The organism is Pyrobaculum sp. (genome assembly GCF_049971835.1).
Lineage (GTDB): Archaea > Thermoproteota > Thermoprotei > Thermoproteales > Thermoproteaceae > Pyrobaculum.
On the sequence record NZ_JBMFKV010000010.1, the window covers coordinates 1 to 22,653 of the forward strand.

Annotated in this window: 28 protein-coding genes; 14 read left to right on the top strand and 14 right to left on the bottom strand. The window is 57.5% G+C overall.

Going from position 1 to position 22,653, the window contains the following annotated elements:
- Positions 1-127: 127 nt before the first annotated feature.
- Positions 128-1,249, bottom strand: a complete 1,122-nt coding sequence (locus ACP5J3_RS01775) for a DUF1512 domain-containing protein (protein WP_428494084.1) — start codon at positions 1,247-1,249, stop codon at positions 128-130.
- A gap of 108 nt (positions 1,250-1,357) precedes the next feature.
- Entirely contained in the window at positions 1,358-2,908 is a 1,551-nt protein-coding gene (locus ACP5J3_RS01780) for a hypothetical protein (RefSeq protein WP_428494085.1), read from the bottom strand.
- A 32-nt stretch (positions 2,909-2,940) separates the two neighbouring features.
- Here ACP5J3_RS01780 and ACP5J3_RS01785 point away from each other — a divergent pair, with 32 nt between their 5' ends.
- Complete coding sequence (locus ACP5J3_RS01785; RefSeq protein ID WP_428494086.1) at positions 2,941-3,237, top strand: hypothetical protein; 297 nt, start codon at positions 2,941-2,943, stop codon at positions 3,235-3,237.
- On the opposite strand, the gene ACP5J3_RS01790 is transcribed toward ACP5J3_RS01785, so the two are convergent.
- Entirely contained in the window at positions 3,234-4,457 is a 1,224-nt protein-coding gene (locus tag ACP5J3_RS01790; RefSeq protein ID WP_428494087.1) for a hypothetical protein, read from the bottom strand. The genes ACP5J3_RS01785 and ACP5J3_RS01790 overlap by 4 nt on opposite strands.
- Positions 4,458-4,651: 194 nt before the next feature.
- Positions 4,652-4,999, bottom strand: coding sequence for a hypothetical protein (locus ACP5J3_RS01795; protein WP_428494088.1), 348 nt, complete (start codon positions 4,997-4,999; stop codon positions 4,652-4,654).
- A 48-nt stretch (positions 5,000-5,047) separates the two neighbouring features.
- Here ACP5J3_RS01795 and ACP5J3_RS01800 point away from each other — a divergent pair, with 48 nt between their 5' ends.
- Both ACP5J3_RS01800 and ACP5J3_RS01805 read left to right on the top strand, forming a co-directional pair.
- On the top strand, positions 5,048-5,731 hold the full coding sequence (locus ACP5J3_RS01800) for a DapH/DapD/GlmU-related protein (RefSeq protein WP_428494089.1): 684 nt from the start codon (positions 5,048-5,050) through the stop codon (positions 5,729-5,731).
- Positions 5,732-5,818: 87 nt separating this feature from the next.
- Positions 5,819-7,672, top strand: a complete 1,854-nt coding sequence (locus tag ACP5J3_RS01805; RefSeq protein ID WP_428494090.1) for a S49 family peptidase — start codon at positions 5,819-5,821, stop codon at positions 7,670-7,672.
- A gap of 93 nt (positions 7,673-7,765) precedes the next feature.
- On the opposite strand, the gene ACP5J3_RS01810 is transcribed toward ACP5J3_RS01805, so the two are convergent.
- Positions 7,766-9,256, bottom strand: a complete 1,491-nt coding sequence (locus ACP5J3_RS01810; RefSeq protein ID WP_428494091.1) for a hypothetical protein — start codon at positions 9,254-9,256, stop codon at positions 7,766-7,768.
- A gap of 43 nt (positions 9,257-9,299) precedes the next feature.
- Positions 9,300-10,253, bottom strand: coding sequence for a M42 family metallopeptidase (locus ACP5J3_RS01815; protein WP_428494092.1), 954 nt, complete (start codon positions 10,251-10,253; stop codon positions 9,300-9,302).
- A 62-nt stretch (positions 10,254-10,315) separates the two neighbouring features.
- Between ACP5J3_RS01815 and ACP5J3_RS01820 the strand changes: the two genes are divergently transcribed.
- Positions 10,316-10,996: a nucleoside phosphorylase gene (locus tag ACP5J3_RS01820; RefSeq protein WP_428494093.1), complete on the top strand. Its 681-nt coding sequence runs from the start codon at positions 10,316-10,318 to the stop codon at positions 10,994-10,996.
- Here the strand turns inward: ACP5J3_RS01820 and ACP5J3_RS01825 are convergent.
- Positions 10,986-11,267, bottom strand: a complete 282-nt coding sequence (locus tag ACP5J3_RS01825; RefSeq protein ID WP_428494094.1) for a hypothetical protein — start codon at positions 11,265-11,267, stop codon at positions 10,986-10,988. The two genes, ACP5J3_RS01820 and ACP5J3_RS01825, sit on opposite strands and share 11 nt — an antisense overlap.
- 59 nt (positions 11,268-11,326) lie before the next feature.
- Here ACP5J3_RS01825 and ACP5J3_RS01830 point away from each other — a divergent pair, with 59 nt between their 5' ends.
- Positions 11,327-12,172 carry a lysine exporter LysO family protein gene (locus ACP5J3_RS01830; protein ID WP_428494095.1) on the top strand — a complete coding sequence of 282 codons (846 nt, stop codon included), beginning with the start codon at positions 11,327-11,329 and terminating at the stop codon, positions 12,170-12,172.
- A gap of 47 nt (positions 12,173-12,219) precedes the next feature.
- Positions 12,220-12,381: a hypothetical protein gene (locus ACP5J3_RS01835; RefSeq protein ID WP_428494096.1), complete on the top strand. Its 162-nt coding sequence runs from the start codon at positions 12,220-12,222 to the stop codon at positions 12,379-12,381.
- Here the strand turns inward: ACP5J3_RS01835 and ACP5J3_RS01840 are convergent.
- Both ACP5J3_RS01840 and ACP5J3_RS01845 read right to left on the bottom strand, forming a co-directional pair.
- Entirely contained in the window at positions 12,378-12,932 is a 555-nt protein-coding gene (locus tag ACP5J3_RS01840; RefSeq protein WP_428494097.1) for a UbiX family flavin prenyltransferase, read from the bottom strand. The genes ACP5J3_RS01835 and ACP5J3_RS01840 overlap by 4 nt on opposite strands.
- Entirely contained in the window at positions 12,929-13,645 is a 717-nt protein-coding gene (locus tag ACP5J3_RS01845) for a hypothetical protein (RefSeq protein WP_428494098.1), read from the bottom strand. The genes ACP5J3_RS01840 and ACP5J3_RS01845 overlap by 4 nt, the downstream gene beginning before the upstream one ends.
- Positions 13,646-13,708: 63 nt before the next feature.
- Between ACP5J3_RS01845 and ACP5J3_RS01850 the strand changes: the two genes are divergently transcribed.
- Positions 13,709-13,924, top strand: coding sequence for a ribbon-helix-helix domain-containing protein (locus tag ACP5J3_RS01850; RefSeq protein WP_428494099.1), 216 nt, complete (start codon positions 13,709-13,711; stop codon positions 13,922-13,924).
- Positions 13,925-14,046: 122 nt separating this feature from the next.
- Here the strand turns inward: ACP5J3_RS01850 and hxlB are convergent, their stop codons facing one another.
- Together hxlB and speD are read right to left on the bottom strand one after the other, a co-directional pair.
- A complete protein-coding gene (gene hxlB, locus ACP5J3_RS01855) occupies positions 14,047-14,655 on the bottom strand; it encodes a 6-phospho-3-hexuloisomerase (protein WP_428494100.1) in 609 nt (202 codons plus the stop codon).
- Positions 14,656-14,683: 28 nt separating this feature from the next.
- The gene (gene speD, locus ACP5J3_RS01860) at positions 14,684-15,061 is read right to left on the bottom strand and encodes an adenosylmethionine decarboxylase (RefSeq protein WP_428494101.1); all 378 of its coding nucleotides are present in this window, start codon (positions 15,059-15,061) and stop codon (positions 14,684-14,686) included.
- 388 nt (positions 15,062-15,449) lie between these two features.
- Here speD and ACP5J3_RS01865 point away from each other — a divergent pair, with 388 nt between their 5' ends.
- The 5 genes from ACP5J3_RS01865 to tpiA are packed head-to-tail and all read left to right on the top strand — an operon-like array spanning position 15,450 to position 19,940.
- Positions 15,450-16,013 carry a hypothetical protein gene (locus tag ACP5J3_RS01865; protein WP_428494102.1) on the top strand — a complete coding sequence of 188 codons (564 nt, stop codon included), beginning with the start codon at positions 15,450-15,452 and terminating at the stop codon, positions 16,011-16,013.
- Positions 16,013-16,198: a hypothetical protein gene (locus ACP5J3_RS01870; protein ID WP_428494103.1), complete on the top strand. Its 186-nt coding sequence runs from the start codon at positions 16,013-16,015 to the stop codon at positions 16,196-16,198. The genes ACP5J3_RS01865 and ACP5J3_RS01870 overlap by 1 nt, the downstream gene beginning before the upstream one ends.
- A gap of 50 nt (positions 16,199-16,248) precedes the next feature.
- Positions 16,249-18,879, top strand: coding sequence for an aconitate hydratase AcnA (gene acnA, locus ACP5J3_RS01875; protein ID WP_428494111.1), 2,631 nt, complete (start codon positions 16,249-16,251; stop codon positions 18,877-18,879).
- A 26-nt stretch (positions 18,880-18,905) separates the two neighbouring features.
- Positions 18,906-19,244 (top strand): hypothetical protein, encoded by a 339-nt coding sequence (locus ACP5J3_RS01880; RefSeq protein WP_428494104.1) that lies wholly within the window; start codon positions 18,906-18,908, stop codon positions 19,242-19,244.
- Between the two features lie 21 nt (positions 19,245-19,265).
- Complete coding sequence (gene tpiA / locus ACP5J3_RS01885) at positions 19,266-19,940, top strand: triose-phosphate isomerase (RefSeq protein WP_428494105.1); 675 nt, start codon at positions 19,266-19,268, stop codon at positions 19,938-19,940.
- A 77-nt stretch (positions 19,941-20,017) separates the two neighbouring features.
- On the opposite strand, the gene ACP5J3_RS01890 is transcribed toward tpiA, so the two are convergent.
- Entirely contained in the window at positions 20,018-20,296 is a 279-nt protein-coding gene (locus ACP5J3_RS01890) for a hypothetical protein (RefSeq protein ID WP_428494106.1), read from the bottom strand.
- A 65-nt stretch (positions 20,297-20,361) separates the two neighbouring features.
- Between ACP5J3_RS01890 and ACP5J3_RS01895 the strand changes: the two genes are divergently transcribed.
- The gene (locus ACP5J3_RS01895; protein WP_428494107.1) at positions 20,362-20,715 is read left to right on the top strand and encodes a C-glycoside deglycosidase beta subunit domain-containing protein; all 354 of its coding nucleotides are present in this window, start codon (positions 20,362-20,364) and stop codon (positions 20,713-20,715) included.
- On the opposite strand, the gene ACP5J3_RS01900 is transcribed toward ACP5J3_RS01895, so the two are convergent.
- On the bottom strand, positions 20,696-21,322 hold the full coding sequence (locus tag ACP5J3_RS01900) for a hypothetical protein (protein WP_428494108.1): 627 nt from the start codon (positions 21,320-21,322) through the stop codon (positions 20,696-20,698). The genes ACP5J3_RS01895 and ACP5J3_RS01900 overlap by 20 nt on opposite strands.
- A gap of 48 nt (positions 21,323-21,370) precedes the next feature.
- On the opposite strand from ACP5J3_RS01900, the gene ACP5J3_RS01905 reads away from it, so the two are divergent.
- On the top strand, positions 21,371-21,820 hold the full coding sequence (locus ACP5J3_RS01905; protein ID WP_428494109.1) for a 30S ribosomal protein S6e: 450 nt from the start codon (positions 21,371-21,373) through the stop codon (positions 21,818-21,820).
- Here the strand turns inward: ACP5J3_RS01905 and ACP5J3_RS01910 are convergent, their stop codons facing one another.
- Positions 21,821-22,063 carry an Lrp/AsnC family transcriptional regulator gene (locus ACP5J3_RS01910; protein WP_428494110.1) on the bottom strand — a complete coding sequence of 81 codons (243 nt, stop codon included), beginning with the start codon at positions 22,061-22,063 and terminating at the stop codon, positions 21,821-21,823.
- Positions 22,064-22,653 lie beyond the last annotated feature (590 nt).

The window sequence follows — 22,653 nt, forward strand, 5'->3', positions numbered from 1 at the left end:
CGACTCGGCGAATACGACGATGTCGCCTATTTCAAGCTCCATGTAGGTGTTGCGGAGGACCATGCGGAGAAACGGAGCCCTGAGCCTCACGGTAGCACAGAGGTTGGCGATTTTAAAAAGGTAACTGTCAAGAGGCCTCGAAAGGCTGGCCTACGCCGACGGTGTTGCCCACCCCGATGACGAGTACGGACTCCCCCGGCGCCACGTTGCTGGAGATAAACTCCAGCACCCTCTTGGTAGTGTGGTTGACTGCGTTGTATATCTCGCCTGTCATGGTGGTGAGCGCCTCGGACTGCCTCATCTTTATGAGAAAGGCGTACAGCGGCACGCCGTACTTAGTGGCGTACGACTCTATGTTGAACTTCTCCACGCCGACGCCGCCCATGGCCATCCCGATGCCCTCCGCCACCTCGCCGGTCTTCTCCCCCTCCAGCCTCAACGTAGCGTCTATACTCACTATGTACTTCGGCTTGGCGCCCAGCTTCTGGAATACGTACTCCACAGCCTCGTCAAGGCGGCCCACTGTGCTACCCGGCCCCCGGGCCTTGATCACGTAGAGACGTCTGCCGTCGTAGATGCACTCGGCCACCACAGTGTCTTTGACGTCGTTGTGGTACACAGGTGCCCCGCATTGGTTGAGTATGTTGTAGGCCACGAGGGGACCTGCGCTGTCTCCAATGGGGACTCCCTTTATGAAAGAGGTCACGGCTTCGTTGACTGTGTCTGTGAGCTCCTTGAGTAGCGGAAGCAACATGGTTAGCTGTATGACTAGGTAAAAGGCTTTGTACTTCCTGGCGGTTTTGTAGTAGTGGTCAACCACCTTGTATATGAAGTTCATGTACCTCAGCGCCTCTACGGCGGTTGCCAGGTTCTTGACAACGACGCCGTCCTCCACGAGCCTTCTGATCTCGCCCTCGTAGGTCTCCACGTAGGTGTTCAGTATGTGTTTGTACTTCGGCACGATGCCGTTGGGGTCTAGAGAGGTGGGCTCAATCACGGCGAAGTCCACCATCCTCCTCAGCGTCGACTCGAGCTCAGATCTCTGCACCTCCCTCCGCTTAAACTTGTCCAAGGCGCTGAGCACGTTGGCGGAGGCCGCGTTCAGCAACTGGCCGAGGTAGGAGAGGAAGCCGCTCACCTGGCTGAGGTACCTATACATCTGCAGGTCCTGTAGCATGAAGATGAGGGCGAACCACACCAGTATCGATATCAGGTACCACATCGGGTCGTATGTAGTCTGTGCATACATTGAATGCCCTGTATTATAGACATATAAAAGTTATCAGTGATCGAAGGCTCTATCACCTCTCAGGCCCTTCCCCTCATCACGGTGGGAAAGGCGACCGGGGTTTTAAGCTTATACCTCCACCACGTCTCTGCCGCCCCTCTCCTCCTTCTTCTCTTCACGTCTACCCCTCACCCCCACCGCCGCGGCGGCGCCCACCGCCCCCGCCGCCACGAACATCTTGACAAAACTTTCAAGGGTGAGCGTAGGCAACTTAACCACCGGCCGCACGCTTACCAGGTACTTAACTCCGTTGATCTCGACGGCAACGGGATCCGCCAGCGGGATTATCCTGGCGGCGCCGCGCTCGCCGTAGAACTTCAAACCACCGACGTACACGGCGAAGCGGTCAATAGGCGACCCCAGCACGTCGACCACCCTCATCTCCCTGTAGAGAGAAGATGCGTTTATGACTAACCTGGGGGCGGCCCTCACGACGTATTCAGCCACGACGGAGCCGTTGAGAAGGAGCCTCACTGTGACGTTTGTCCCAAGCCTGGCAACCTCCGGAGCCACCGTTGCGTTGAAGCCTTGGACGTCGAGCACAACCCTCGGCTTCACGAGGTCTGTGTAGGCCTCTACGGCGCCCTCCCTCACCTCCGCGGGGTATTTATAAACGACGTCGCCAACCTTCACGTATACGTAGTAGGTAGGCCCCTCGACTATGCACATAGCCACAGGCGAGCCGTCTTCCGTAGATACGGCGTATACGGGTAGGTCCTGGCCGTCGACCGTCTTGGCGGTGGCCCCCTTGAAGAGCCACGTCTTGACGGCCGTGGGGAGGTGGTAGAAGTTGAGGACGTACTCCTCGCCTGTGGCCAGCTTGACATATATCTGTAGCGGCCTCTCCACCGGGTTGTACACCAGCGCCGTCCCGTTGCACTGGCCAACCACGGGGAGGGCGATCTGCTCCACGACCACCCGGGGCCTCCCAACCGCCGCTGTCTGGTTGGGGGAGAACATTAGGTTGAAGTCGGGCGTCCACGGCTTGACGCCATCTACCCTCACGCCAGCCGTGGGGATCACGAAGTAGTAATCCGCCTTTGTGTCCGAGAGGCTGATGTAGGTGATGTTGGCTATGCCGTAGGCCGAGATCTTGGCGGTGGAGTACACCACATACTCCTCCATATAGACCCCCAGGGACTGTGTCGACCACACCTTGAAGTAAAAGTCGCCCTCCACTTGTGGAGGGGTGAAGGACTTCACCCTGAGGATCGCCGTGCCGTTTACCTCAAGCGGCACGCCCTGGTATACGTAGACCGAGTCCTCCCCCTTCACCGTGACCGGCACCACGGGCCCGAGACTCCTCCACCTCTCTACCTTAACCGTGAGGAAGTCTCCACAGACGCGTCCATTTACAAACTTGGGCGTTGGGTACGGCTGAAACGTGGGCGTAGTTAGGACGCCGGTGTTGGACACGGCGTGCACCGAGGCTATGCCCCACGGCGAGAGGGGATCGACGTAGGCTGAGAAGTTGGCGCATCCGCCTAGGGGCGCCGTGTAGATAAATGGTATGGAGGTAATGGGGACTGTGAGCGCGGTGGCGTTTATGACGAGGATCAAGAGGCCGTACATGTAGTACAGCGCCGGCGCGGTTATATAGTCATTGGTGACTTTAAACACTAACTCTTAAATAGGTTTCCGAAGTCTACGCCGTGAGGTGGTCCCTCTATGCAGTTTTGTACCTAATCGGAGTCTTGACGCTGGGTCTGTTGCTGATGGGGGCTGAGCAGATGGTGGCCGCGGCTCTAGACATCGTATTTCTCGTAATTGCGGTAGTCCTCTTCAGACTCGCGCTTAAGGACGTGTCGGCGGCGCTGGACATCTCGACGGAGGACAGAGAGAGAGCTGAGCTGAGGATGGTGCAGGCTCTGCTCATCGTCACCTTCGTCATCTCGGCGTCTGTGCTGAGCTACAGCTTTCTAAAGGCAGTATTCCCCTTTGTGCCCTAGCGTTGCTCGCCCAGCTTCCTCTGGCACTCCTCCAGCTGGGCCTTTAGCTGGGCCAGCATCGCCTCTCTCAAGAGGAGGCTTCTGTAAAATGCCAGGGTCTCGCGCTCCTGCTCAAGAAGCCTCCTCTCCCACTCGTTTAGCCTCTGCTCCTCCTCCACAAGCCTCTTGGCGAACCTCCCGAGGTTGTCCAACAGCTCCACCTCCTTAGCCCTCACAGCCTCCTCCAGCCTCCTGAGCTCATCCTGTTTCTTACCCACTGCGTCTTCAAACATCTTGTACTTCCCCACCAACTCCTCCAGCTCCTGGCGCCTCTTCTCAAGAGCCGCCTGTACCTCCTCCAGCTCCTTTTCCTTCTTGGCCAGCTCAGCCAGCCTCTTCTCCACCTCGGCGGCCTGGGCGAGGAGGGACTTGGCGCGCTCCTCCTGCTCCGCCAGCTGCCTCTGCCTAACCGCCAGCTCCTGCTCAAGCTTCTTAAGCTCAAACTCCTTCTTCAGAAGCTCCTCTCTAAACTGCCTCAGCTGTTCGTCTCTCTCCTCCAGCTCCCGCATGCGGGCGGTCAGCAGAGACAAGGCCTTCTTAGCCTCCTCCAGCGAGGTCTTCGTGGGGTCGGACAGCTCGGCCACCTTCTTCACGTTCTCCATCACGAGGGCGAGCTCCCCCTCCCTCCTCCTCAACGCCTCCTCCCTAGTCCTCAGCTCCGCCTCTTTGTAGGCGAGTTGCCTCATCTTAGCCTCGTAGTCCTGGAGCCTCGCGTTGAAGTCTTTCATCAACTCCAGCATGGCGGAGGCCACGGTGCGTATCTGCTCGCTCTGCGCCTTGAGGGCGTTTATCTCCTCAGCCAAGCTCTGCACCCTCCCCGCCACCGCGTCGAGTTTCTCAGCCACAGAGATGAATTGGTTAGTGGCGTCCGTCACCGCCTTTGCAGAGGCGGAGAGCCTCTCAGCCACAGCTGAGAGCTCACCCAGCCTATCCGCCGAGGTGTTTATCTGCCCGACCAGCCTGTTGAGCTGGGAAGTGGCCTCCACCAAGTCCTTCGACACCCTGCTCAGGAGGGCCCCCAGGCCCTCGACAGATTTCTTCAGGTCGAGGGAACTTGCCTTAACCTCAGCCACCACCTCGCTCCTGACCTCCTCCAGCCGCGTGGAGAGAGCCGCGACGTCTGAGCTAAGCTTTACTAACGCCTCGTCTACCTTCTTACCCGCGTCCTCCCTCCTAAACACAGTTTTCCACAGACCCAGAGATATATAAACATCTCGCGTATATACACCAGTATACACCTGCTAACTTTCAGCAAAGCGGCGCAGTGGTTAACAACACGCGGAGCGCCCCCCGCCGTACCTGCGCAAAGCTGGATGCGGCAGGTGCATGCGAGTGGTGATGTGCAACGGGCGATGGACTGGATAGTCGTGGCTAGTCACTGAGCGGCTTTTTTCAAAGTGTCTTGCAGTGCCATGAGTCTCTCTAGCAGCGCCATGCACGCCTCGTCTCTCTTCGCCCGGTCCTCCGCCACGGCCGCCCTTACGAGGCTGGCGTTCTCGACGACAGAGAGGGCGGCTGAGTTCAGCTTCTCCACGGCCTCCCGCACCGCGTCTAGCACCGCCTCTATGTTGGCAGGTTGTTGTTGCTGCGGCTGGGGTGGCTGCGCCACCTTCTTGGAGAGCTCGGCGACTTCTCTCTGCAACTTCACCACCTCCTTCCTCAGCTCCCTCAGCTCTGCTAGTATCTCCACGACGTAGTCTGGGTAGGCGAAGTCGTCAGCCATGCCACCCACGGTGCCATAGTTTATATAGCTAACGTACGGCCGTTCCCCATGGGCTTCGTATCCCGGAGGGCCACTATCCACGCCCGCTACGTCTCGCCAGAGGCGTATATATATGGACCTACCGTGGTGGGGAGGGACAGCTTTATAGACGCCGCTGTGATAGGCTACCCGACACGCCAGAAGATACTCAAGGGCTTCTCCTCCCCCGACGAGGTCAGCGAGGGGGCCAGAATCGGCGAGTCCGTAATCATTAGGAGCGGCGCCGTGATCTACGAAAACGTGGAGATCGGAGACGGGTGCGAGTTCGGCCACAACGTGCTGGTTAGGGAGCTGTCCAGGATTGGGAGGGGTGTGAGGATCGGCACGCAGGCCATAATCGAGCGTGAGGTTAAGATCGGGGACAGGGCGTGGATCCAGTCCATGGTCTACATCCCCAACGGCACGGTGATAGAGGAAGACGTCTTCATAGGCCCCAACGCCGTTATAACAAACGACAAGTACCCCCCGAGCAAGAGGCTGGCCCCCGTCGTAATAAGGAGGGGGGCTGTGATCGGCGCCAACTCCACCCTAGTCGCCGGCGTGGAGATAGGCGAAGGCGCGGTGGTGGCCGCCGGCGCCGTGGTCACGAGAGACGTCCCCCCCGGCGTAGTGGTAGCCGGGGTGCCCGCGCGCGTAATTGGCAGGGCAGAGGACTACGCCAGAAAAAAAGCCGCTTACGAACAGAGTACGTAACCCGCCTCAAAAAGAGTTCAATTATTGCCACGGCGCGTCATATACCGCCAGTACATTACGTTTATATACACAATTACCTACAGGCGTATGGAAAGGCCACTAATTGTGGGGGTGTTAGCCCTGTTAATCGCCATAGGTGCAGTAATACTGGGTCTAGCGACGTGGAGTAAAGTATCGACCGTCGAGAGAGATATACCACACAAGATAGATCAGTTGAATACATCTCTAGGGGCTAAGATAGATTCACTAAACAGAACTCTCATCGACAGACTCGTTTCGCTCAACAAGACGATCAGTGACGTCGCTACCCGCGTCGCCAGGTTGGAGAAGAAGGCCAAGGCGGAGAAGGAGATTGTAATTGTGCCGATCGACACCCCTCTTTTCGACTTCAGCGTCGATTTCTTAATAACCTACGTCAAGAAACTACGTTTTGACAACAACACGGCAGGGGTGGTGTTGCTTATAAATTCGCCGGGAGGCGCCGTGGGCGCCACCGAGAGGCTCTACACCACGATAAGAGGCCTCAACAAGACTGTGTACGCAGTAATAGCGGGGTTGGGCGCCTCCGGCGCCTACTACACCGCGGTGGCGGCCCAGAGGATCTACGCGACGCCGTCGAGCTGGGTTGGCAGCATAGGGGTAATCGCCTTCCTCTGGCCCGACGAGTATCTATACGACCTGCCCGACTACATCTACACCACAGGGCCGTATAAATACTACGGCATGGACCTCACAGAGTTCTACAACGACATTGAAAAAGTCAGGGCGAATTTTGTCGCCACCGTTTTGAGGGGCAGGGGCGCCAGGCTTAAGGCGGCGCCCGAAGTGTTTGAGACGGCGAGGATATTCAGCGCCGACAGAGCCCTGGAGCTTGGTCTTATCGACAAAATAGGCGGGCTCTGGGAGGCGGTGGAGGACATGGCAAAGGAGCTGGGTCTCGAAAACTACACAGTTGTCGACATATATGAAAAGTACAACATCACCAGACGCGGCATCGTAATTATACCTCTGGTATCCGGGGGCAAGATCCCGCTGGAGATGTTGCTAAACGAATCGGCGCCCCCGATATACTACCTCTGGCCAGGCGCCGTCCAGCTACCGCCGCCTAGAAACGTAACGCCGCCCCTCCCGCCGCCTCCGGCAGAGGAAAAGAAGCCGGCAAAGCCCTACGTAGTGCTCGACGTGTCGCACGGCAACCTAATGCCGAGAGGCTTCGTAGAGGTGCTTGTAAAGGAGCTTGTGGAGAGGGGCTACGCCCTGAGGCTGGCTAGAAGCGAGATGGAGATGCAGGAGCTCCTAAACAACGCCACCGGTCTCATAATCGTCAACCCATCCACGCCGTTTACAGACACAGCGGCTGAGGCCGTCTACAACGCCACACGGCGCGGGGTCAGAGTCCTCTACTTTGTGGATATGAGAGCCAGCGGCCCCGTGGCAATGCCTCCGTTTATTATCATCGCGCCCTATTCATTCGCCGCCACGCTCGACCCGCTACTTACATACTTCAACATCACGGTCCTAAGAGCTGTTTACAACTCCACAGGCTTAGGCGCCGAGGACTTCAGTAAGAACTGGCAGTATGTGTGGGTGAGGGGCTTGAGAAACGACACAGTCTTCAACGCAACGCGGCTAATCTTCCTAAGCCCCACCGCCTTCGCCGCGTACGCCGGCGTAAAGCTACAGGCCGAGGCCTACATGTTTGGCTACGGTAGAGACGTATACACAGTCGCTGTGAGGGTAGGCAACTTTACAGCGGTGGGAACCGTTAGGAGCTTCACGCCGTATTTCATACAACTAGGCGACAACTGGAAACTGTTCAGAAACGTGGTATCGTGGCTAGTTGAGAAGAGGCCCATAGCGCCTCCACCGCCAAAGCCCCACACGGCGCAACCACCAATTCCGCCGATATATCCAGAAGCACCGCCTCCCAGATACCCCTAGGTCAAACCCACCTGTTTTCCCCTATTTGAGCCAGTTTTTCTAAAAGAAAGAGAAAAAACCTATCGGATCTAGCTAAGGGGTTGAGGTCTTAGCTCAGCGGCTTATCACGTATCCCAGCGGCAGATCTACTTGACACGAGTCAGATATCTTGACCTTCTGACCCGTCGCATAGATATCAACATACTCCACCACGTTATAACCCCTGCCATTTGCGGCGCCCACATTTTGATAAGTGGCTTTATACTCAACTCCCTTAATGTCGGCGTAGTCGCCCTTCACCGCTACTGGAATAAACGCCAAGAGGGGATGCCTCTTCACGAACTCAGCGCCCTTTATTAACCCGAGAATTATTGCAATAGGCGCCCCCACCGAAGCCTCCGTCGGGCATTGAGTATTGAACTGACGGGCTATCCATTCACCTAGCTCGATAATCTTAGGATTCTGAGGTGTAGATACCTCTGCGACCAATGTGCCGAGAAGTTTGTAGTAGTTGCGTAGCTCCAGGGCTGTTGTCAACTGAGAAGAGCCCAATTTCTCCCAGAAAACTAAGGTTCTACCTGTGGAGTCTTTGCGTAGGTAGTGAATTTTTGATTTAAACATGACGTTTCCAGTACGTGACGCCGACACTACCCTACCACCGTCGCGACACACGTACCACTCATCATAGCGGTCAATTGTAAGTTTGCCATACACGCCGAACCAATAAGCCTCCTCTGGCGATACGTCAGGAGATCTAAGGATTCTAGTTTGGTTATCCTTAATGTCGAAGGGGATTGCAAATAGATCCCTAAATGTGATATCGATATCTAGAATTTGATAGCCTAGCGCTACGCCAGCCGTTACATAAGCTTTATCAATGATAGTTATGTCCAGAATCAACTCCACCTCGCCTGAGTAGCTGTACTGGTTGTATATGAAGAAGAGGGGGATTTTTCCACCGAAATCTCTTTCTGTGTCGATGATAGTGTAGTTGTACCGCCACTCGTATACGCAATCTAGACCGAAGCTAGAGAAGTGGGAGCCAGGGGAGTTTCTTGGCTTTGTTTTCAGCGGCCTCTCCGCCGTGACGACTTGGGCCTTTACTACATATGTGACGTTTCTGCCGGCGAGTCTGTGGGGGTCGTAGTTGACGGCGGCGAAGCCGAGGTAGTCGTCGCCGTACCAAATGTGAACGTGGATCGACGGCTCCACGCCGGTTGCGTTTCCTAAGTAGCGTAGCCAGTCGTCGAGAACGAGGCCGAATTTGCCGTCTAGCCTAACCACCACTACGTTTCCTCTAACCTCTGCGTCGTCTATCCACACCTCTCCCACCGTGGGCCCCACAGCCGACAGCTGTATGCTCCACATCGGCGGCCTCCCAACCTCTCTGGCCGAGGGCAACTTTATGAATACTGCGGGTCTGTTGCTCGGCTCATATCTAGCGTAGTAGGGTTCGACCACCAGCTCGTATTTCAGGGGACCCACCTTCTCAAACCTTACATCTACGCCCAGAGGTATCTGATAGCTAGGCCAGTATACTACATACAACACAGCCAGAGCTCCCAGAGCCAACCCGATGTAGATATTCCACCGGTGCATAAACATGCAAAATCAGTCTTATACCTCGGGTTCTTACTAGTCCTCTCCCTTATTGACTCAGCTCTTCTGCAAGCGCCAGTATTAGCTCCACTGTGTTTCTCAGATCTTCCCTGTGGGCCATCTCAACTGGTGAGTGTGAGTACTTAGTGAGTATGCCAATTGCGACAGAGGGGATGCCCGAGACGAAGAAGGCCGCCGCGTCCGTCCCCCCTCCGCCGGAGCCGATCTGTATAGGTATCCCGCGCCTCTTGGCCACCTCCAGCACCTTCTTGGCTAGCTTGTTGTTGAACGCGCCGTAGTTGTCGAATATTCTCAACACGGGGCCGTTCCCCGGCTTGACGCCCCCCGTCCAGTTGGGGTGGCAACAGGCGGTGGTGTCCACCACAACGGCGTACTTCACGTCTAGGTTTTTAGAAACGGCTCTGGCCCCCATCAGCCCCACCTCCTCCTGCACAGTCCATATAAAAGTCGCCGGGGCGCCCCTTCTGTACGCCTCGAGAAGCGCCCAGCAACCCGCCCTGTCGTCAAGAGCGGTGGCGGAGACGTACCTCCCCATCTCGACATACCGCCGCGAAAATGCGGCGGGGGTCATGGGGGCGATGCCCATGGCCTCCGCCTCCTGCCGGCTGGAGGCCCCCACGTCTATGTAGAGGTCCTGCCAGGACACCTGCTGTTGCTGTTGCTGGAAGTGCGGCGGCGCCACTCCGATCACCCCCTCCACCCGGAAGCCGTCGCCGTAGAGGACCACCGAGGAGCCGGGGAGGATTTTGTCGTCGACTCCGCCCACCTTCCTAAACCTCAGCCTCCCATCCTCCTCGATGTTCGTCACGAGGAGACCGATCTCGTCCATGTGCGCCACGAAGGCCACCTTAGATCTCCCCCGCAGGGTGACGTTGCCAAATTCGTCGACTTCGGCCCCGTCCGCGGCGTTTAGAATCCTCTGCCTCACCTCATCCTCGAAGCCGGACACCCCCAGCGCCTTGGTAAGAGCTTCCAATTCCATGCATCTCCAAAATGCCTAGCTATTATACATTTTTTGTTATATACCCCCGTGGCCACAGTAACGTGCCTTACCACATCCGCGCGGAGCGCGGGGATGTGGCCCTCGTGGTCATAGGCGTGGGGGACCCCGCCAGGGCTAGGCTATTCGCCTCTCTGATGGAGGGGGCGAGGCTGGTCAACGAGCACAGATACCCGGTCTACACCGGCCGCGTCAAGGGGAGGAGGATAACAGTGGCCGCCCACGGCATAGGCGGACCCTCCGCCGCCATAGCCCTGGAGGAGCTGAGGATGCTGGGGATGGAGATCTTCGTGAGGATAGGCACCGCGGGGTCCTTCGGCGGGTTGGAGGTGGGCGACGTCTTGGTGGCGGCCGCCGCCGCGGCGCCCGCCGGCGGGGTGCTGGGGGCCTACTTCCCCGGCTACAGCCCTCCCCTCGCCGCGGATCCCCACCTCACTGTAAGGCTGGCCCAGTCCCTCAAGGCGCCGGTCGGCTACGTGGTCTCCAGCGACGCCTTCTACGCAGAGGACCCCCACTTTGTAGAATACTGGCGGGCCCGGGGGGCCGCCGCGGTGGAGATGGAGTGCGCCACGGCGATGGCGCTTGGGTGGCTTCGGGGGTTTAAAACGGGGTGTGTCCTTGTTATTTCGAATGTGGTGGGGAGGCACGACGTGGTGGATCTATCGGCGAGGTTTAGAGATGTGTTTCTCAAGGTGGTTGAGGCTTTTGACATCACTACTCAGTAGCGACGGCCTTTCTCATCTCTTCCAGATACTCTACGTAGTCTATTAAACATTTCTCGCACAGGGCGAGCTCTACGCGGCCGCCGATGCGCAGGTAGCCGAGGTTTTGGTGTGTGAGGCGTGTGTTGCACATATCGCATCTAACCCCCACCGCGGTGAGGAATATTTTCAGTTCGGTTTCGTCCACCTCGCTGTACCGTACTTCGCCGCTTTTTAAGACCCGTTTTTTCCTGTTTTTCAAAAGTTTTAGTGAACTCTCTCTCAGTGTCTTCACATTACTATATACGGGTTTAAAAGAGACTTAAGGCTAATAACCCTTACCAATTCTACGCAGTGCTCTACGTCTCGCTGGTGAAGTACCTAGGAGCCATCGCGGCGGGCTACGCGCTAGGCAAGGCGCTTAGGAGGCGCCCGCCGCCGTGGTTATTCACGGCAGTCGTCACTGTGCTGGTTTTCTTCGTGGCGGCCAACGCCTCAGAGGTTGTGTTGAGAAATGTGGGGGGGTTCCTGTTCGTGTCTTTTGTATACGCCCTGGCCCTGGTGCTGGCCTCGGTGGCGCTGGGCTCGGCGTTCGACAGAGGCGGCGCCGCCAGCTCCGCCCAGAGGCCGGCCATCACGCTCTACGTCGTCTTCGCCCTAGCCGCCGGCTTCGCCGCGGGGTCGGTGGCGAAGCTTGACTACTCTTCTGCGGTTGACCCCCTCCTTGTTATATTGCTGTTGGCTGCGGGCGCCGACATGGCGGGGGTGGGGGTCAGGTTTGAGGTATCTATGCTGGCGGCCCCGGCGATTTCCCTCGCGGCTACCGCCGTGGTTGCGCCGTTTTTCACACTGTTGTTCAACATCACGCCGGCCGTGGCCTTCGGCATGGGGTGGTACAGCTTCACCGGGCCCTACCTGGCGGCGGCGGGCGACGCCGCGGGAGGCGCCTACGGGTTGCTGGTCAACTTCCTCCGCGAACAGCTCACCTTCGTACTGGCCCCCCTGCTGGCTAGGCGGTTTGGCAAAGTCGGCGTCTTGGCAATGGGGGGCGCCACCACAATGGACAACACGCTACCGCTGTACACAGCGCTTTACGGATCCTGCTTTTCTATATACGCATTTGCCAACGGCGTGGTGCTAACTGTGTTGGTTCCCATAATCGTGCCATTAATACATCAAATCTACACTAACATTGTATAAAGAGGAGTATAACGGTAAGAAGTTTAATAAGCAATATCAATATCTCAATGACTAGAGTCAGAGATTTGCTAGGGATCTCCGCGGCGTCGTTATTGAGGTATGGGGTAAAGCCTGACGACGACATACTCTACGCAATTAAGGTACTGGAGAGCCGGGCACCTCACGTGGCTATGCTTTTGAAAACCGTAGTAGGTGAGCGCGCCTCCTAGGCTCTCCACCTGGGTGTGTAGCTGTGTCTAATCCCCAGCTGATCCAGCACCCTCCCGGCAAACGTGGTGACTAGCTCGTCTATGGTTTTAGGTCTCGTGTAGAAGCCAGGCGCCGCGGGCATCACGACGGCGCCCGCCATGGTGACCAGCTCCATGTTTCTAATGTGGACCAGCGACAGGGGGCTCTCCCTAATTACGAGAACCACCCTCCTCCTCTCCTTCAGCCCCACCTCAGCGGCTCTTACGATGAGATTCAGCGAGAGGCCGTTCGCAATTGCCGCCAGGGTCTTGGTAGAGCACGGCACCACCGCCACCGCGTCGATGGGGTAGCTACCCGACGCCGGCGGAGCTGATAGATCCGCCTCGTCCCACACATAGTCGGCCATGGACTTCACATACTCGGCGTCGAGATCCGTCTCGAGCTTCAGCACCTTCTCAGCCGTCTTCGACATGGAGAGGTGAACCTCCACACCCGACTTCTTCAACAACTCCAGCACCTTGACGCCGTAGATCACGCCAGAGGCCCCGGTGATGCCCAGGAAAACTCTCATATGTATATGTAGACGTCATTGTCTATGAGAACGCCGTCTTCCACCTCCCTGCCGCCGTGTAGCAGGTAGATAGGCTTCTTCTCCACTTTGACAGGCGGCCGCTCCACCGGCGGTAGCGCCGCGGCTCTCTTCAAGACGTCAGCCACGTGGCGGGCGAGGAGGCCGAATTCCCGGGGCTCCGGCGGGATTCTGAAAACCAACCCGTGGCTGTACTTAAGCGTAAAAGCTCCCTCCGGCGTGTGCGGCGACGGCGTAATTTTCCTAGCCGGCAACGTCTGGGCCGCGGCCTCGGTGGTGGCCGCCGCCTCGTACTCCCTCCCGCCGAGGAAGACGGCAACCACCCTCGGCCTCGACTTGTGGTAAAACTCCGTCACGGCCCGCGCCGCCTCTGTCTTTAGCTCTAGAAAGTCGAAGTAGGGATCGGCCCCATCTCTGCCTATGGGCACCCCCTGGAAGGCGCGCTCGTTTACCACCGGGGCGGCGGCGGTGGGCGGCATATCCACAACCCCCCTCTTCCAGAGGTATACCAGGAGTGAGAGGAAGTTGACAGCCGGCCAGTCCTCTGAGTGAAAGCCGGAGAGGGCAAGCACAGCCTCGCCGCCTTGGCCGTACACCACCGGGCCTCCTCCCAACAGCGTGGAGAGCAGGGTGCGCACATACCTGACGCAGGTGGAGCTCGACGACAGGGCTTTGTAAGGGTGGAGGTAGTACATTGGCGTGGAGATTGAGCCCTCTATAAAAACGTGAAGTATATATTACCAACTCTCTACGTTTATATGCCTCGAAGGAAGAGCAAGGTGCCGCTGGAGAGGGTATCCCTGAGGCTACCCTCCGAGTTGATAATGAGGATAGACCGCCTGGTGGAGAAAGGTCTTTTCAAGAGCCGTAGCCAGCTGGTGAAGCATGCCTTAAGAGAAATGCTGAAGGAGCCGAGGTTCCAAGAGGTGTTAAACGAAAAAGAGGACGACTTCCCCACTCTGAGAGGCAGATAAAGTAAATAAGGAAGTGCGCGAGACCACCCATTGATGAAGGCAGGTGTGTGGCGAGTTGTGAGCGGTGGTGACAACACTGAATAAAAAACCTGCGCCGTAGGGACTTGACTTGAGCAACGGCGTCAGGGCACTTCAATATTTGCGTGTCTCTTGGCTAGCTCCGCCTCGTTTTTTCCCAGCCGCTTCATGAGGTCGGCTATTACGGCGTCTAGCACAACCATGGTGGTGTCTTCGAAAAGGGTGCCTAGGGGGGACAGCGGCTCGTGTATGCCTAGTATCTGGCGGGCGAAGTAGTCGTCCATCGACGCCACCTTAGTCCTGCCCGGGACAAACACCACGATGTCCGCCAGCTTGCCGAGGGGCGAGTCGGGGTACGTGGTGATGGCCGCCACCTTGGCCTTCATCTTCTTAGCCGCCTCAGCTACGGCGACGACTATCTGGGTGGTGCCGCTTCCCGAAATCGCCACCACCATATCTCCTTCCTCAACCGAAGGTGTAATCGTCTCCCCCAGCACGTATGACCTCGCCCCTAGGTGTCTAAGCCTCATGGCGAAGGCCCTACCCACCAGCCCGCTCCTCCCCACGCCCACGACTAGAATCTTCTTATTGAGCCTATACAATTCTTCTATTGTTTTTATAAATGTCTCAATTGCATCTAGATTTAGCTTATCTAGCGATTGAAGTATAAAATTCGCAATTTCTAAATATGCCTGTTTAAAGTATTTAGTCACGAGTCTTGAAAAAAGTCAATTTATAAATTTATTCTCTATACATTGATCTATCTCCAAAGAAGACCTCCAGCCGCTTGGGCTTTAGCTGAGATACTATGTAGTCAAACGCGGCTTTGGGATCTGTGTGATCGCCACAGGTATATACATCAACCGTCGCGAAGCCGTGCTCAGGCCACGTGTGTATAGATATGTGGCTCTCCGCCACCACAGCAAATACGGTGAGCCCGCCGTTGGGCCCAAACCTGTACGAACCTATCGAAAGCAACATCGCATTAGCCACCTTCACAGCCTCTTTTACAATTGTAATCAGCGCCGCCTCGTCGCCAAGCACGTGAGAATCACATCCATACAGGTTGCCATACACATGCCTCCCCACTACAACCCTACCCCCCACGCCCCCCGCCATGAAACTCCCCGTATCACGCAATTTAAAAATTTAACCCCCAAAAACCCCTACACTACACGTTAGTACCTGCATACACCATACTTGTAAAACCAAAAAGACACCCAACAAGAAAATAAAGAAGAGACACCTTCCCCCCTTGAGAAATATTTTTAGGCAACTGGCACCCTAACACTGATCACTTAAAAAACTTAACTCGTTTAGATGAGCCGCGAGTAGAAAAACTGGAGAGGATTAAAAAGGAGAATTTACCACTCTTCCTCCTCTTCCCACTCCTCTTCAAACTCCTCCCACAGCTCCTCTTCCTCTTCCCACTCCTCCTCTTCTCTGTACCAAATCGGCATAGACCCCCCGAAAAATTCCATTTATAAATTTAGCCTTCAAAGCATCTGTGACAAGGAAGGCTTATGTACAAGGCTTGGCTCAGCGGCGGGTAAAGTACCGATTTGACATAGACCCGCCGGCCCCTATCAGACAGTGGATTTCTGAAAACTTGGAAAAGGTGAAGCTTCTATTGGAGGGCGAGTGGGGCGGCGTCTTCTGCCCCTCGGCGTCGCCACCGGCGCTGGGTCTTTTGCTGATCGAGTGGATGGGGGGCCACCTGGCGGCTGATGTGTCCATCTGCGCCCCGGTGTCGCACCCCGCGCCGCCGCGGTTCGTATACGACGTGCCGGTTAGGCGCATTGACATATGTGTAGAGCCAATCGCCCCCGTCGGAAGGGCAGTTGAATACGTAAAAATATGTACCCCCACCGTGAAGATGTTAGGCAGGATCACGCTCCGGAGGAGCTTCGGGGTTGTGAAGTATAGGGGGTTGCTGTTCGCCACCGAGGTTAAATACGGCGCCGATCAGCGGGGCGGGATCTGCCTAGAGATCGCCCGCTACAGTTGCACCCAGCACGACGCGTGGGACGCCGTGAGGAAGTTAAAAACAATTCTCAGCTCTAGATATTGATGAGGTATGTGGCCGTCGTGTGCCCCCGGTGCGGCAAGGCGAGCGCCGCCAGGTTGGACGCAAAGAGGCACCAGTGCCCCTACTGCGGCTACGTGATGCAGGTAGAGGACGTGTCTATCATTGCTGTGGGGAACGCCAGGGTCGTGAGGGAGGCGGTTGTTAGACACAACACGCAAATAGGTTAAGGCAGTTAGTGAATAATATTATATAATTTCCAAGAATCTACATCTTGCCAATGTATGTAGAGAAGTTCGCCTTGGGGGGGACTACGTATAGGTATTTCCCGCTTAAGGCGCTTGAGAAGGAGGGATATGACGTGGCTCGCCTTCCCTACTCCATACGCGTCCTTCTAGAAAACGTCATGCGCAACCTCGACGGGCGCGACGTCACGAGAGAGCACTTGGAGAGGCTTGCCAAGTGGAATCCCAAGGCGCCTGAGGGGGAGGTAGCCATCAAGATTTCTAGGGTGGTCATGCAGGACTACACCGGCGTCCCCGCCGTGGTGGACCTCGCCACTATGCGGGACATAGCTGTGAAGATGGGCAAGGACCCCTCTCTTGTGAATCCGCAGGTCCCGGTGGACCTCATAATTGACCACTCTGTCCAGGTGGACTTCTGGGGGTCGCGCGAGGCGCTTAGGAGAAACCTCGAACTCGAAATTGCCCGCAACAGGGAGAGGTACCGCTTCCTAAAGTGGGCCCAGCAGGCCTTTAGAAACCTCAGAATCTTCCCGCCGGGCACGGGCATAATACACCAGGTAAATCTGGAGTACCTGGCTAGGGTCGTGATGACCGACGGCGACTTGGCATATTTCGAGACGCTGGTCGGCATGGACAGCCACACCACGATGATCAACGGCCTCGGCGTCGTGGGGTGGGGGGTGGGCGGGGTGGAGGCTGAGGCGGCGATGCTGGGGGAGCCCATCACGATTAGAGTGCCGAGGGTGGTGGGGGTCCACCTATACGGAGAGCCGAGGCCCAGCGTCACGGCAACCGACATCGTGCTGGCCGTGACGGAGTTCCTACGTAAGGTGTATGTAGTGGACGCCTTCGTGGAGTTCTTCGGCGAGGGGGTCAGGAAGCTCTCGGTGCCCGACCGCGCCACTATAGCCAACATGGCGCCGGAGTACGGCTCCACCACAGGCCTGTTCCCCGTCGACGAAAACACCCTCTCGTATCTAAGGGCAACTGGCAGGCCGGAGGACCTCGTCGCGTTGGTTAGGAGGTACTACGAGCTCCAGGGCGTCTTCGGCGGAGTGGAGGGCGCCGAGTACAGCCAGGTGGTGGAATTCGACCTATCCACGGTCGAGAGGAACTTGGCGGGCCCCACCCTCCCGTGGCAGAGGAGGAGCCTCGCCGAGGCGCCCAAGAGCTTCCTCACGTTCCTCCAGGAGAGGAAAAAGAGAACGCAGAGAAAGGCTGTAGAGATTGAGATAGACGGTAGACGTGTCGAGTTCGGAGATGGAGACGTGGCCATCGCCGCAATAACCAGCTGCACCAACACCAGCAACCCATACCTCCTAGTCGCCGCGGGCCTCGTGGCCAAGAAAGCCTACGAACTCGGCATAAGGCCGCCCCCATACGTGAAGACCAGCTTCGCGCCGGGCTCCAGAGCCGTTGCGGAGCTGTTGGAGAGAAGCGGGTTGCAGAAATACCTAGATGAGCTGGGCTTCCAAGTCGTCGCCTTTGGGTGTACCACGTGTATTGGGAACTCCGGCCCCCTGCCTGAGCCCGTGGCCAAGGCAATTAAGGAGCACGACATACTCGCCGCGGCGGTGCTGTCGGGCAATAGGAACTTCGAGGCAAGGGTGCATCCAGACATCCGCGCCGCGTATCTCGCCTCGCCCCCGCTGGTGGTGGCCTACGCCCTTGCGGGCACTGTGTTGAAAAACCTAGAGTCGGAGCCGCTTGTCCACGGCAGAGGGGGCAGGCCCGTGTATTTAAGAGATCTCTGGCCCACCCCCGAGGAGGTGAATAGAGTGGTGGAGGAGTGGCTAGACCCCAAGATGTATGTCGAAAAGTACAGCAAAGCTGGCGAGCTAGTTCCCGAGTGGCGGGCTCTGGAGGCACCAAGCGGCCTCCTCTACAAGTGGGACCCGGGCGACACCTATGTACAGCCCTCTCCCCTCTTCGAGGGCGAGGTAAAGGTCGGCGACATTAAGGGGGCGAGGCCGTTGCTGGTGCTGGGCGACAGCATTACGACGGACCACATATCGCCGGCGGGCAACATAACGACTGACAACCCCGCGGGGCAGTACCTCATGTCCCTCGGCGTGAGGCCTTCGGAGTTTAACACCTTCGGCGCCAGGAGGGGCAACTGGCATGTGATGGTGCGGGGCACCTTCTCCAGCAAGGGCTACAAGAACAAGATTGGAAACTTAGACGGCGGCCTCACCATCAAGTTCCCAGAGGGGAAGGTCATGACCGTCTTCGAGGCGGCAGAGGCGTACAAAAAAGAGGGGACGCCCCTAGTCGTCCTGGCCGGGAAAAACTACGGCGCAGGGTCGAGCAGAGACTGGGCCGCCAAGGGCCCGAAGCTACTGGGCGTCAAGGCTGTGATAGCCGAGAGCTTCGAGAGAATCCACAGATCCAACCTCACCATGGTCGGCATAATACCCATACAGCTACCCCAAGGCGTAACTGTCGACAGCCTCGGCCTAGAGGGCTCAGAGACGATAGACGTGGTGGGGCTCTCCGAGGGCCTGGCGCCTGGTAAGGAGGTTACATTGAGAATCCGCCGGAGGGACGGCCGCGTAGATGAGGTAAAGGCGAGGCTGGCGGTGTACACCTGGGCAGAGGTGGAGTACATCAAACACGGCGGCATACTGCCCTACGTCCTTCAGAAGTTGATGCAAAAAAGTAAATAGTTTTAAACCCAGCCCCGACAGAGTATATGCGCAGAATACTCGCACCCTTCCTTCTACTCCTAGCAGTGGGCTACGTCGGCATAAACTTCGTCGGGCTGCCTCCGCTACTCGTAGCCGAAAATTTAGCACTAGCTACGACATACGCCGCACTCGGCGCAACCCTCCTCCGAGGGGGAAATAGAAAAATCCTCGGCGCGGTTCTTCTAGTTGCATCGTTTAACGCCGGGAGAGTCTCCAGAACCGTGTGGTCGCCTGTCACGGGATTCGGCGGCCTCGCTGTGGAGCACATCCCGCTCCTCCTCTACCTAGTGGCCGTCTCTATACTCGCCCTTATGTCCCTTGTCAGAGAGGGGAGTAATTTTTAAAGAGGCCCCGTTGCGTCGGATATGAAGTTCCCCATACTAATCATAAACTTCAAGGCGTATAAAGAGGCCGCGGGATCCAGGTCTGTGGAGATAGCAAAAGCCGCCGAGAGAGTTGCAAAGGAGCTGGGGGTAAACATAGCCGTGGCTCCCAATCACTTCGAGCTCGCCCTCGTCGCCCAGTCGGTGGCTATACCGGTCTACGCCCAGGGCGCCGACGTCGAAGGCGCCGGCGCCTACACAGCCCATACAGCTCTTGAAAACGTCAAGGAGGCAGGTGCCTCAGGAATTATTCTAAACCACAGCGAGGCCCCCCTCCGCCTAAACGACCTAGGCAGATTCATCCCCAGAGCGAGGGCCCTCGGGCTCGACGTGGTGACGTGCGCCCCCGACCCGAGGACCAGCCTCGCCGCGGCTACCCTGGGGCCCAGCGCGGTGGCGGTGGAGCCGCCGGAGCTAATAGGCACCGGCAGGGCGGTCTCTAAATACAAGCCGGAAACCGTCGTGGAGACTGTGCAACTGGTGGGCAGGCACTTCCCCGATGTCGCCGTCATCACAGGCGCCGGTATTGAAAGCGGGGAGGATGTGGAGGCTGCGCTGAGGCTGGGCACCAGGGGGGTGTTGCTGGCGAGCGCCGCGGTCAAGGCAAAAGACCACTACCAGAAAATAATGGAGCTGGCGAAGCCCCTGGTGAGGTAGTCGCGGCGGGGCCGCCTTTGAGTGTCCGCCGCTCATGAGCCCCCGCTCCGGGGGTCAGACCCACACTACGCCCCTCCTTATAAGGTTTTTACGTAGTCGAGCCATAGCTCGAGATCCCGTATATCTATCCGGCGGCGGGCGCCGCCCTCCTCCTCTACATAGGCGTCGGTGAGCCTCACCACGTCGCCCTCGACGACGCCCCTCACCACGATGCGCCGCCTCTCGCTACCCACCTCTGGGTTCGACGCCGCCTCCCCCACAGTGGGCGTGGTGAAGTACAGCTCCACGTCGCGCCCCTTGACAACCACGTCGTAGCCCCAGTTGCGGAGTTTTTCCAGTTTCTCCAGAGGAACCATAGATATCGAATTCACTATAAATTTTTGGCTAGTGCACATATATTAACGCGGACTTCGGACCAGCTATGCTCCCACCAGCGGTGTTGAGACAGCTGTATGTCCAGGGGAGTCTCACAAACACGCCAGAGGGGGCTACCTTTAAGTTGAGGAACTCCCTGGCGCCAGCGACGGTAGTTGGGCTGGACATCGCCGTAGACGGCCAGAAGGTGCCCGCCGAGAAAATAGCGGTTATCGCCGGGGGCCAGAAGAGAGCCGCCCAGGAGCTGGCTACGGCTGGCTACAAGTTCAACGTCAGAGACGAGGTCACCATCCTGCTACAAGGCCTCGTCCTTCAACCCGGCGCGCACAAGATCGAAATAAAGGCGAAGACTAGGGAGTGGGGCGAGCTCGCCTTCGACGTCACCGACACGCCGAGATAGCCCTAAATCTCTCCACGAAGCCCTCCAGCGCCTTTTTCAACTCCCCAAGTTCTGGACGTAGCTCCGGCGCCGCCTGCGCCAGTAGCAACGCCCCGGCCAGAGTCCGCACTCCCGCCGACGCCACCTTCACCCCTCCCCACTCCACCACTACGCTACCAATAGCCATGGTCCTGCCCTTGTTCTCCGCGGCTACGATGGCATCTGGATATGGATACGCCACGTAGGTAAGCGTCAGCGAGTGGCCGATGTAGGGCATGTACACCCTCTTCACAAAACGCCTAACCGAGAAGGGCCCCACGCCGTCCACCAGCCTCCCCCACCTGGCGTTTGCAGAGTCGATAAACGCCACGTGGCTCCTCAGCCACTGGAAAAGCCCCGCACGGTCAGGGCCATACTCAACGCCGAGGACCCTCCCCACCTCCGAAGCAAACCAGTCGTAGAGCTCGACGTAAGGCCTAACGACGTCCGCCACATCCCCAACATCCACAACCCTCTCGTCGAACGAATCGCCTACCCGGCCCACCGCAGTGACGACGCCCTCCCTCACGATAAGAGTCGCCTCCTGGAACTCCCTCCAGGTGCCGCAGAGGGGAACAACCAGCTCCACGCCTGTATAAAGGAAAATGTTTAAAAATAGGTGGGTCCGACCCCCCACATGCCTACGTTTAAGCTCGTGCTTTCCGACCCCATCTCTGGAAAGGCGAGGCAGTTCGAGGTCAAGGACCCACTCGCCCAGAGGTTCGTAGGTCTCAAGATAGGCGACGAGATCGACGGCGTAGTTCTCAAAGACTTCATCGAGTTGCCAAAAGGCGCAAAAATCAGGATCACCGGCGGCAGCGGCGTGGAGGGCGCCCCCATGCACCCAGGCATCCCCGGCCCCGTGAAGAAGTACATCCTGGCAGACGGCCCGCCGGGGTACTGGCCCCCCAAGAAGGGCATGAAAAAGAAGAAGCTAGTCAGAGGCAACACCATCACAGACACAATAGTACAGATAAACGCCGTGGTGGTATACCCAAAAGACTACTCCGGACCCCCCGCCATCCCCCTCGGGGCCAAGGAGCTCGAAAAGAAGAAGGAAAAAACCGAAGAAGCCGCCGCCCAGTAACTACTTTACAATAGACTTGGCAATTATCAACGTAGTCGTACTCTTAATCTTCGGCAACTTCCTAATCTTCTCGCTTATGAGCTTCCTCAAATTCTCCGCAGTATCAGTTGAAACCTTGATCACAAGGTCATACGGCCCATATACAATCATCGCCTCCTTCACCTCAGGCATCTTAACCAACGCATCCATCACTTCGTCCTCCGCCCCAATCTCCGTATTTATGAACACAAACGCCTCAACCATGAGATTAACTAACCACGCTCTTATAAATATTACCCCACCACTGAAAAACTACAAAGAGGTAAGCTTCTTCAAAACACGCCAAACAAACCCAGACCTTCTCTAAGCACGTAAGTAGAGCTATCAATAATAGAGTTGTGGTGCGGGGGTGGGAACCCCTTGAGGGGCTCTGCAGGGCGATCCCAGTTATGGGCCGTAGGCGGGGCTCAGCCCCAGAGCGCTCTTCCGGCAAGCGAAAGCCGCGCCGCCTGCACCTCCATGTACCAGCTCCGCTCGGCGTATGTGAGCTTGCGTATAGCCAGACCCCCACATCCAGCCCCGCCCGGCGCTTTTCCTCACCCGGCGGGGCTCCCGACGCCTTTTGTAAATTTCAACCCGCCGCTCTTGCCCGGCGTCTCCCAGCCGCTTCTCGGCGCCTGCGGCATTACATATCCTTACGTACTGGGGGGTTTAGCTCTCCTCTCCCCTCTCCTCTTGACTCCCAGCCCCCTCCCTCAACCACGGCTTTGTACATCAGGACTGCGGCTTTTAGATAGGGGAGTAGGCTGGTTGGGATTAGCCAGCCGCCTGCCAGCTTTACCACACCCTCCACA

Coding starts and splice junctions, on each gene's coding strand:
- ACP5J3_RS01775 (WP_428494084.1), bottom strand. CDS start 1,249: ATGTATGCACAGACTACATACGACCCGATGTGGTACCTGATATCGATA.
- ACP5J3_RS01795 (WP_428494088.1), bottom strand. CDS start 4,999: ATGGCTGACGACTTCGCCTACCCAGACTACGTCGTGGAGATACTAGCA.
- ACP5J3_RS01800 (WP_428494089.1), top strand. CDS start 5,048: ATGGGCTTCGTATCCCGGAGGGCCACTATCCACGCCCGCTACGTCTCG.
- ACP5J3_RS01805 (WP_428494090.1), top strand. CDS start 5,819: ATGGAAAGGCCACTAATTGTGGGGGTGTTAGCCCTGTTAATCGCCATA.
- ACP5J3_RS01810 (WP_428494091.1), bottom strand. CDS start 9,256: ATGTTTATGCACCGGTGGAATATCTACATCGGGTTGGCTCTGGGAGCT.
- ACP5J3_RS01815 (WP_428494092.1), bottom strand. CDS start 10,253: ATGGAATTGGAAGCTCTTACCAAGGCGCTGGGGGTGTCCGGCTTCGAG.
- ACP5J3_RS01835 (WP_428494096.1), top strand. CDS start 12,220: ATGACTAGAGTCAGAGATTTGCTAGGGATCTCCGCGGCGTCGTTATTG.
- ACP5J3_RS01840 (WP_428494097.1), bottom strand. CDS start 12,932: ATGAGAGTTTTCCTGGGCATCACCGGGGCCTCTGGCGTGATCTACGGC.
- ACP5J3_RS01845 (WP_428494098.1), bottom strand. CDS start 13,645: ATGTACTACCTCCACCCTTACAAAGCCCTGTCGTCGAGCTCCACCTGC.
- ACP5J3_RS01850 (WP_428494099.1), top strand. CDS start 13,709: ATGCCTCGAAGGAAGAGCAAGGTGCCGCTGGAGAGGGTATCCCTGAGG.
- speD (WP_428494101.1), bottom strand. CDS start 15,061: ATGGCGGGGGGCGTGGGGGGTAGGGTTGTAGTGGGGAGGCATGTGTAT.
- ACP5J3_RS01870 (WP_428494103.1), top strand. CDS start 16,013: ATGAGGTATGTGGCCGTCGTGTGCCCCCGGTGCGGCAAGGCGAGCGCC.
- acnA (WP_428494111.1), top strand. CDS start 16,249: ATGTATGTAGAGAAGTTCGCCTTGGGGGGGACTACGTATAGGTATTTC.
- ACP5J3_RS01880 (WP_428494104.1), top strand. CDS start 18,906: ATGCGCAGAATACTCGCACCCTTCCTTCTACTCCTAGCAGTGGGCTAC.
- tpiA (WP_428494105.1), top strand. CDS start 19,266: ATGAAGTTCCCCATACTAATCATAAACTTCAAGGCGTATAAAGAGGCC.
- ACP5J3_RS01890 (WP_428494106.1), bottom strand. CDS start 20,296: ATGGTTCCTCTGGAGAAACTGGAAAAACTCCGCAACTGGGGCTACGAC.
- ACP5J3_RS01895 (WP_428494107.1), top strand. CDS start 20,362: ATGCTCCCACCAGCGGTGTTGAGACAGCTGTATGTCCAGGGGAGTCTC.
- ACP5J3_RS01905 (WP_428494109.1), top strand. CDS start 21,371: ATGCCTACGTTTAAGCTCGTGCTTTCCGACCCCATCTCTGGAAAGGCG.
- ACP5J3_RS01910 (WP_428494110.1), bottom strand. CDS start 22,063: ATGGTTGAGGCGTTTGTGTTCATAAATACGGAGATTGGGGCGGAGGAC.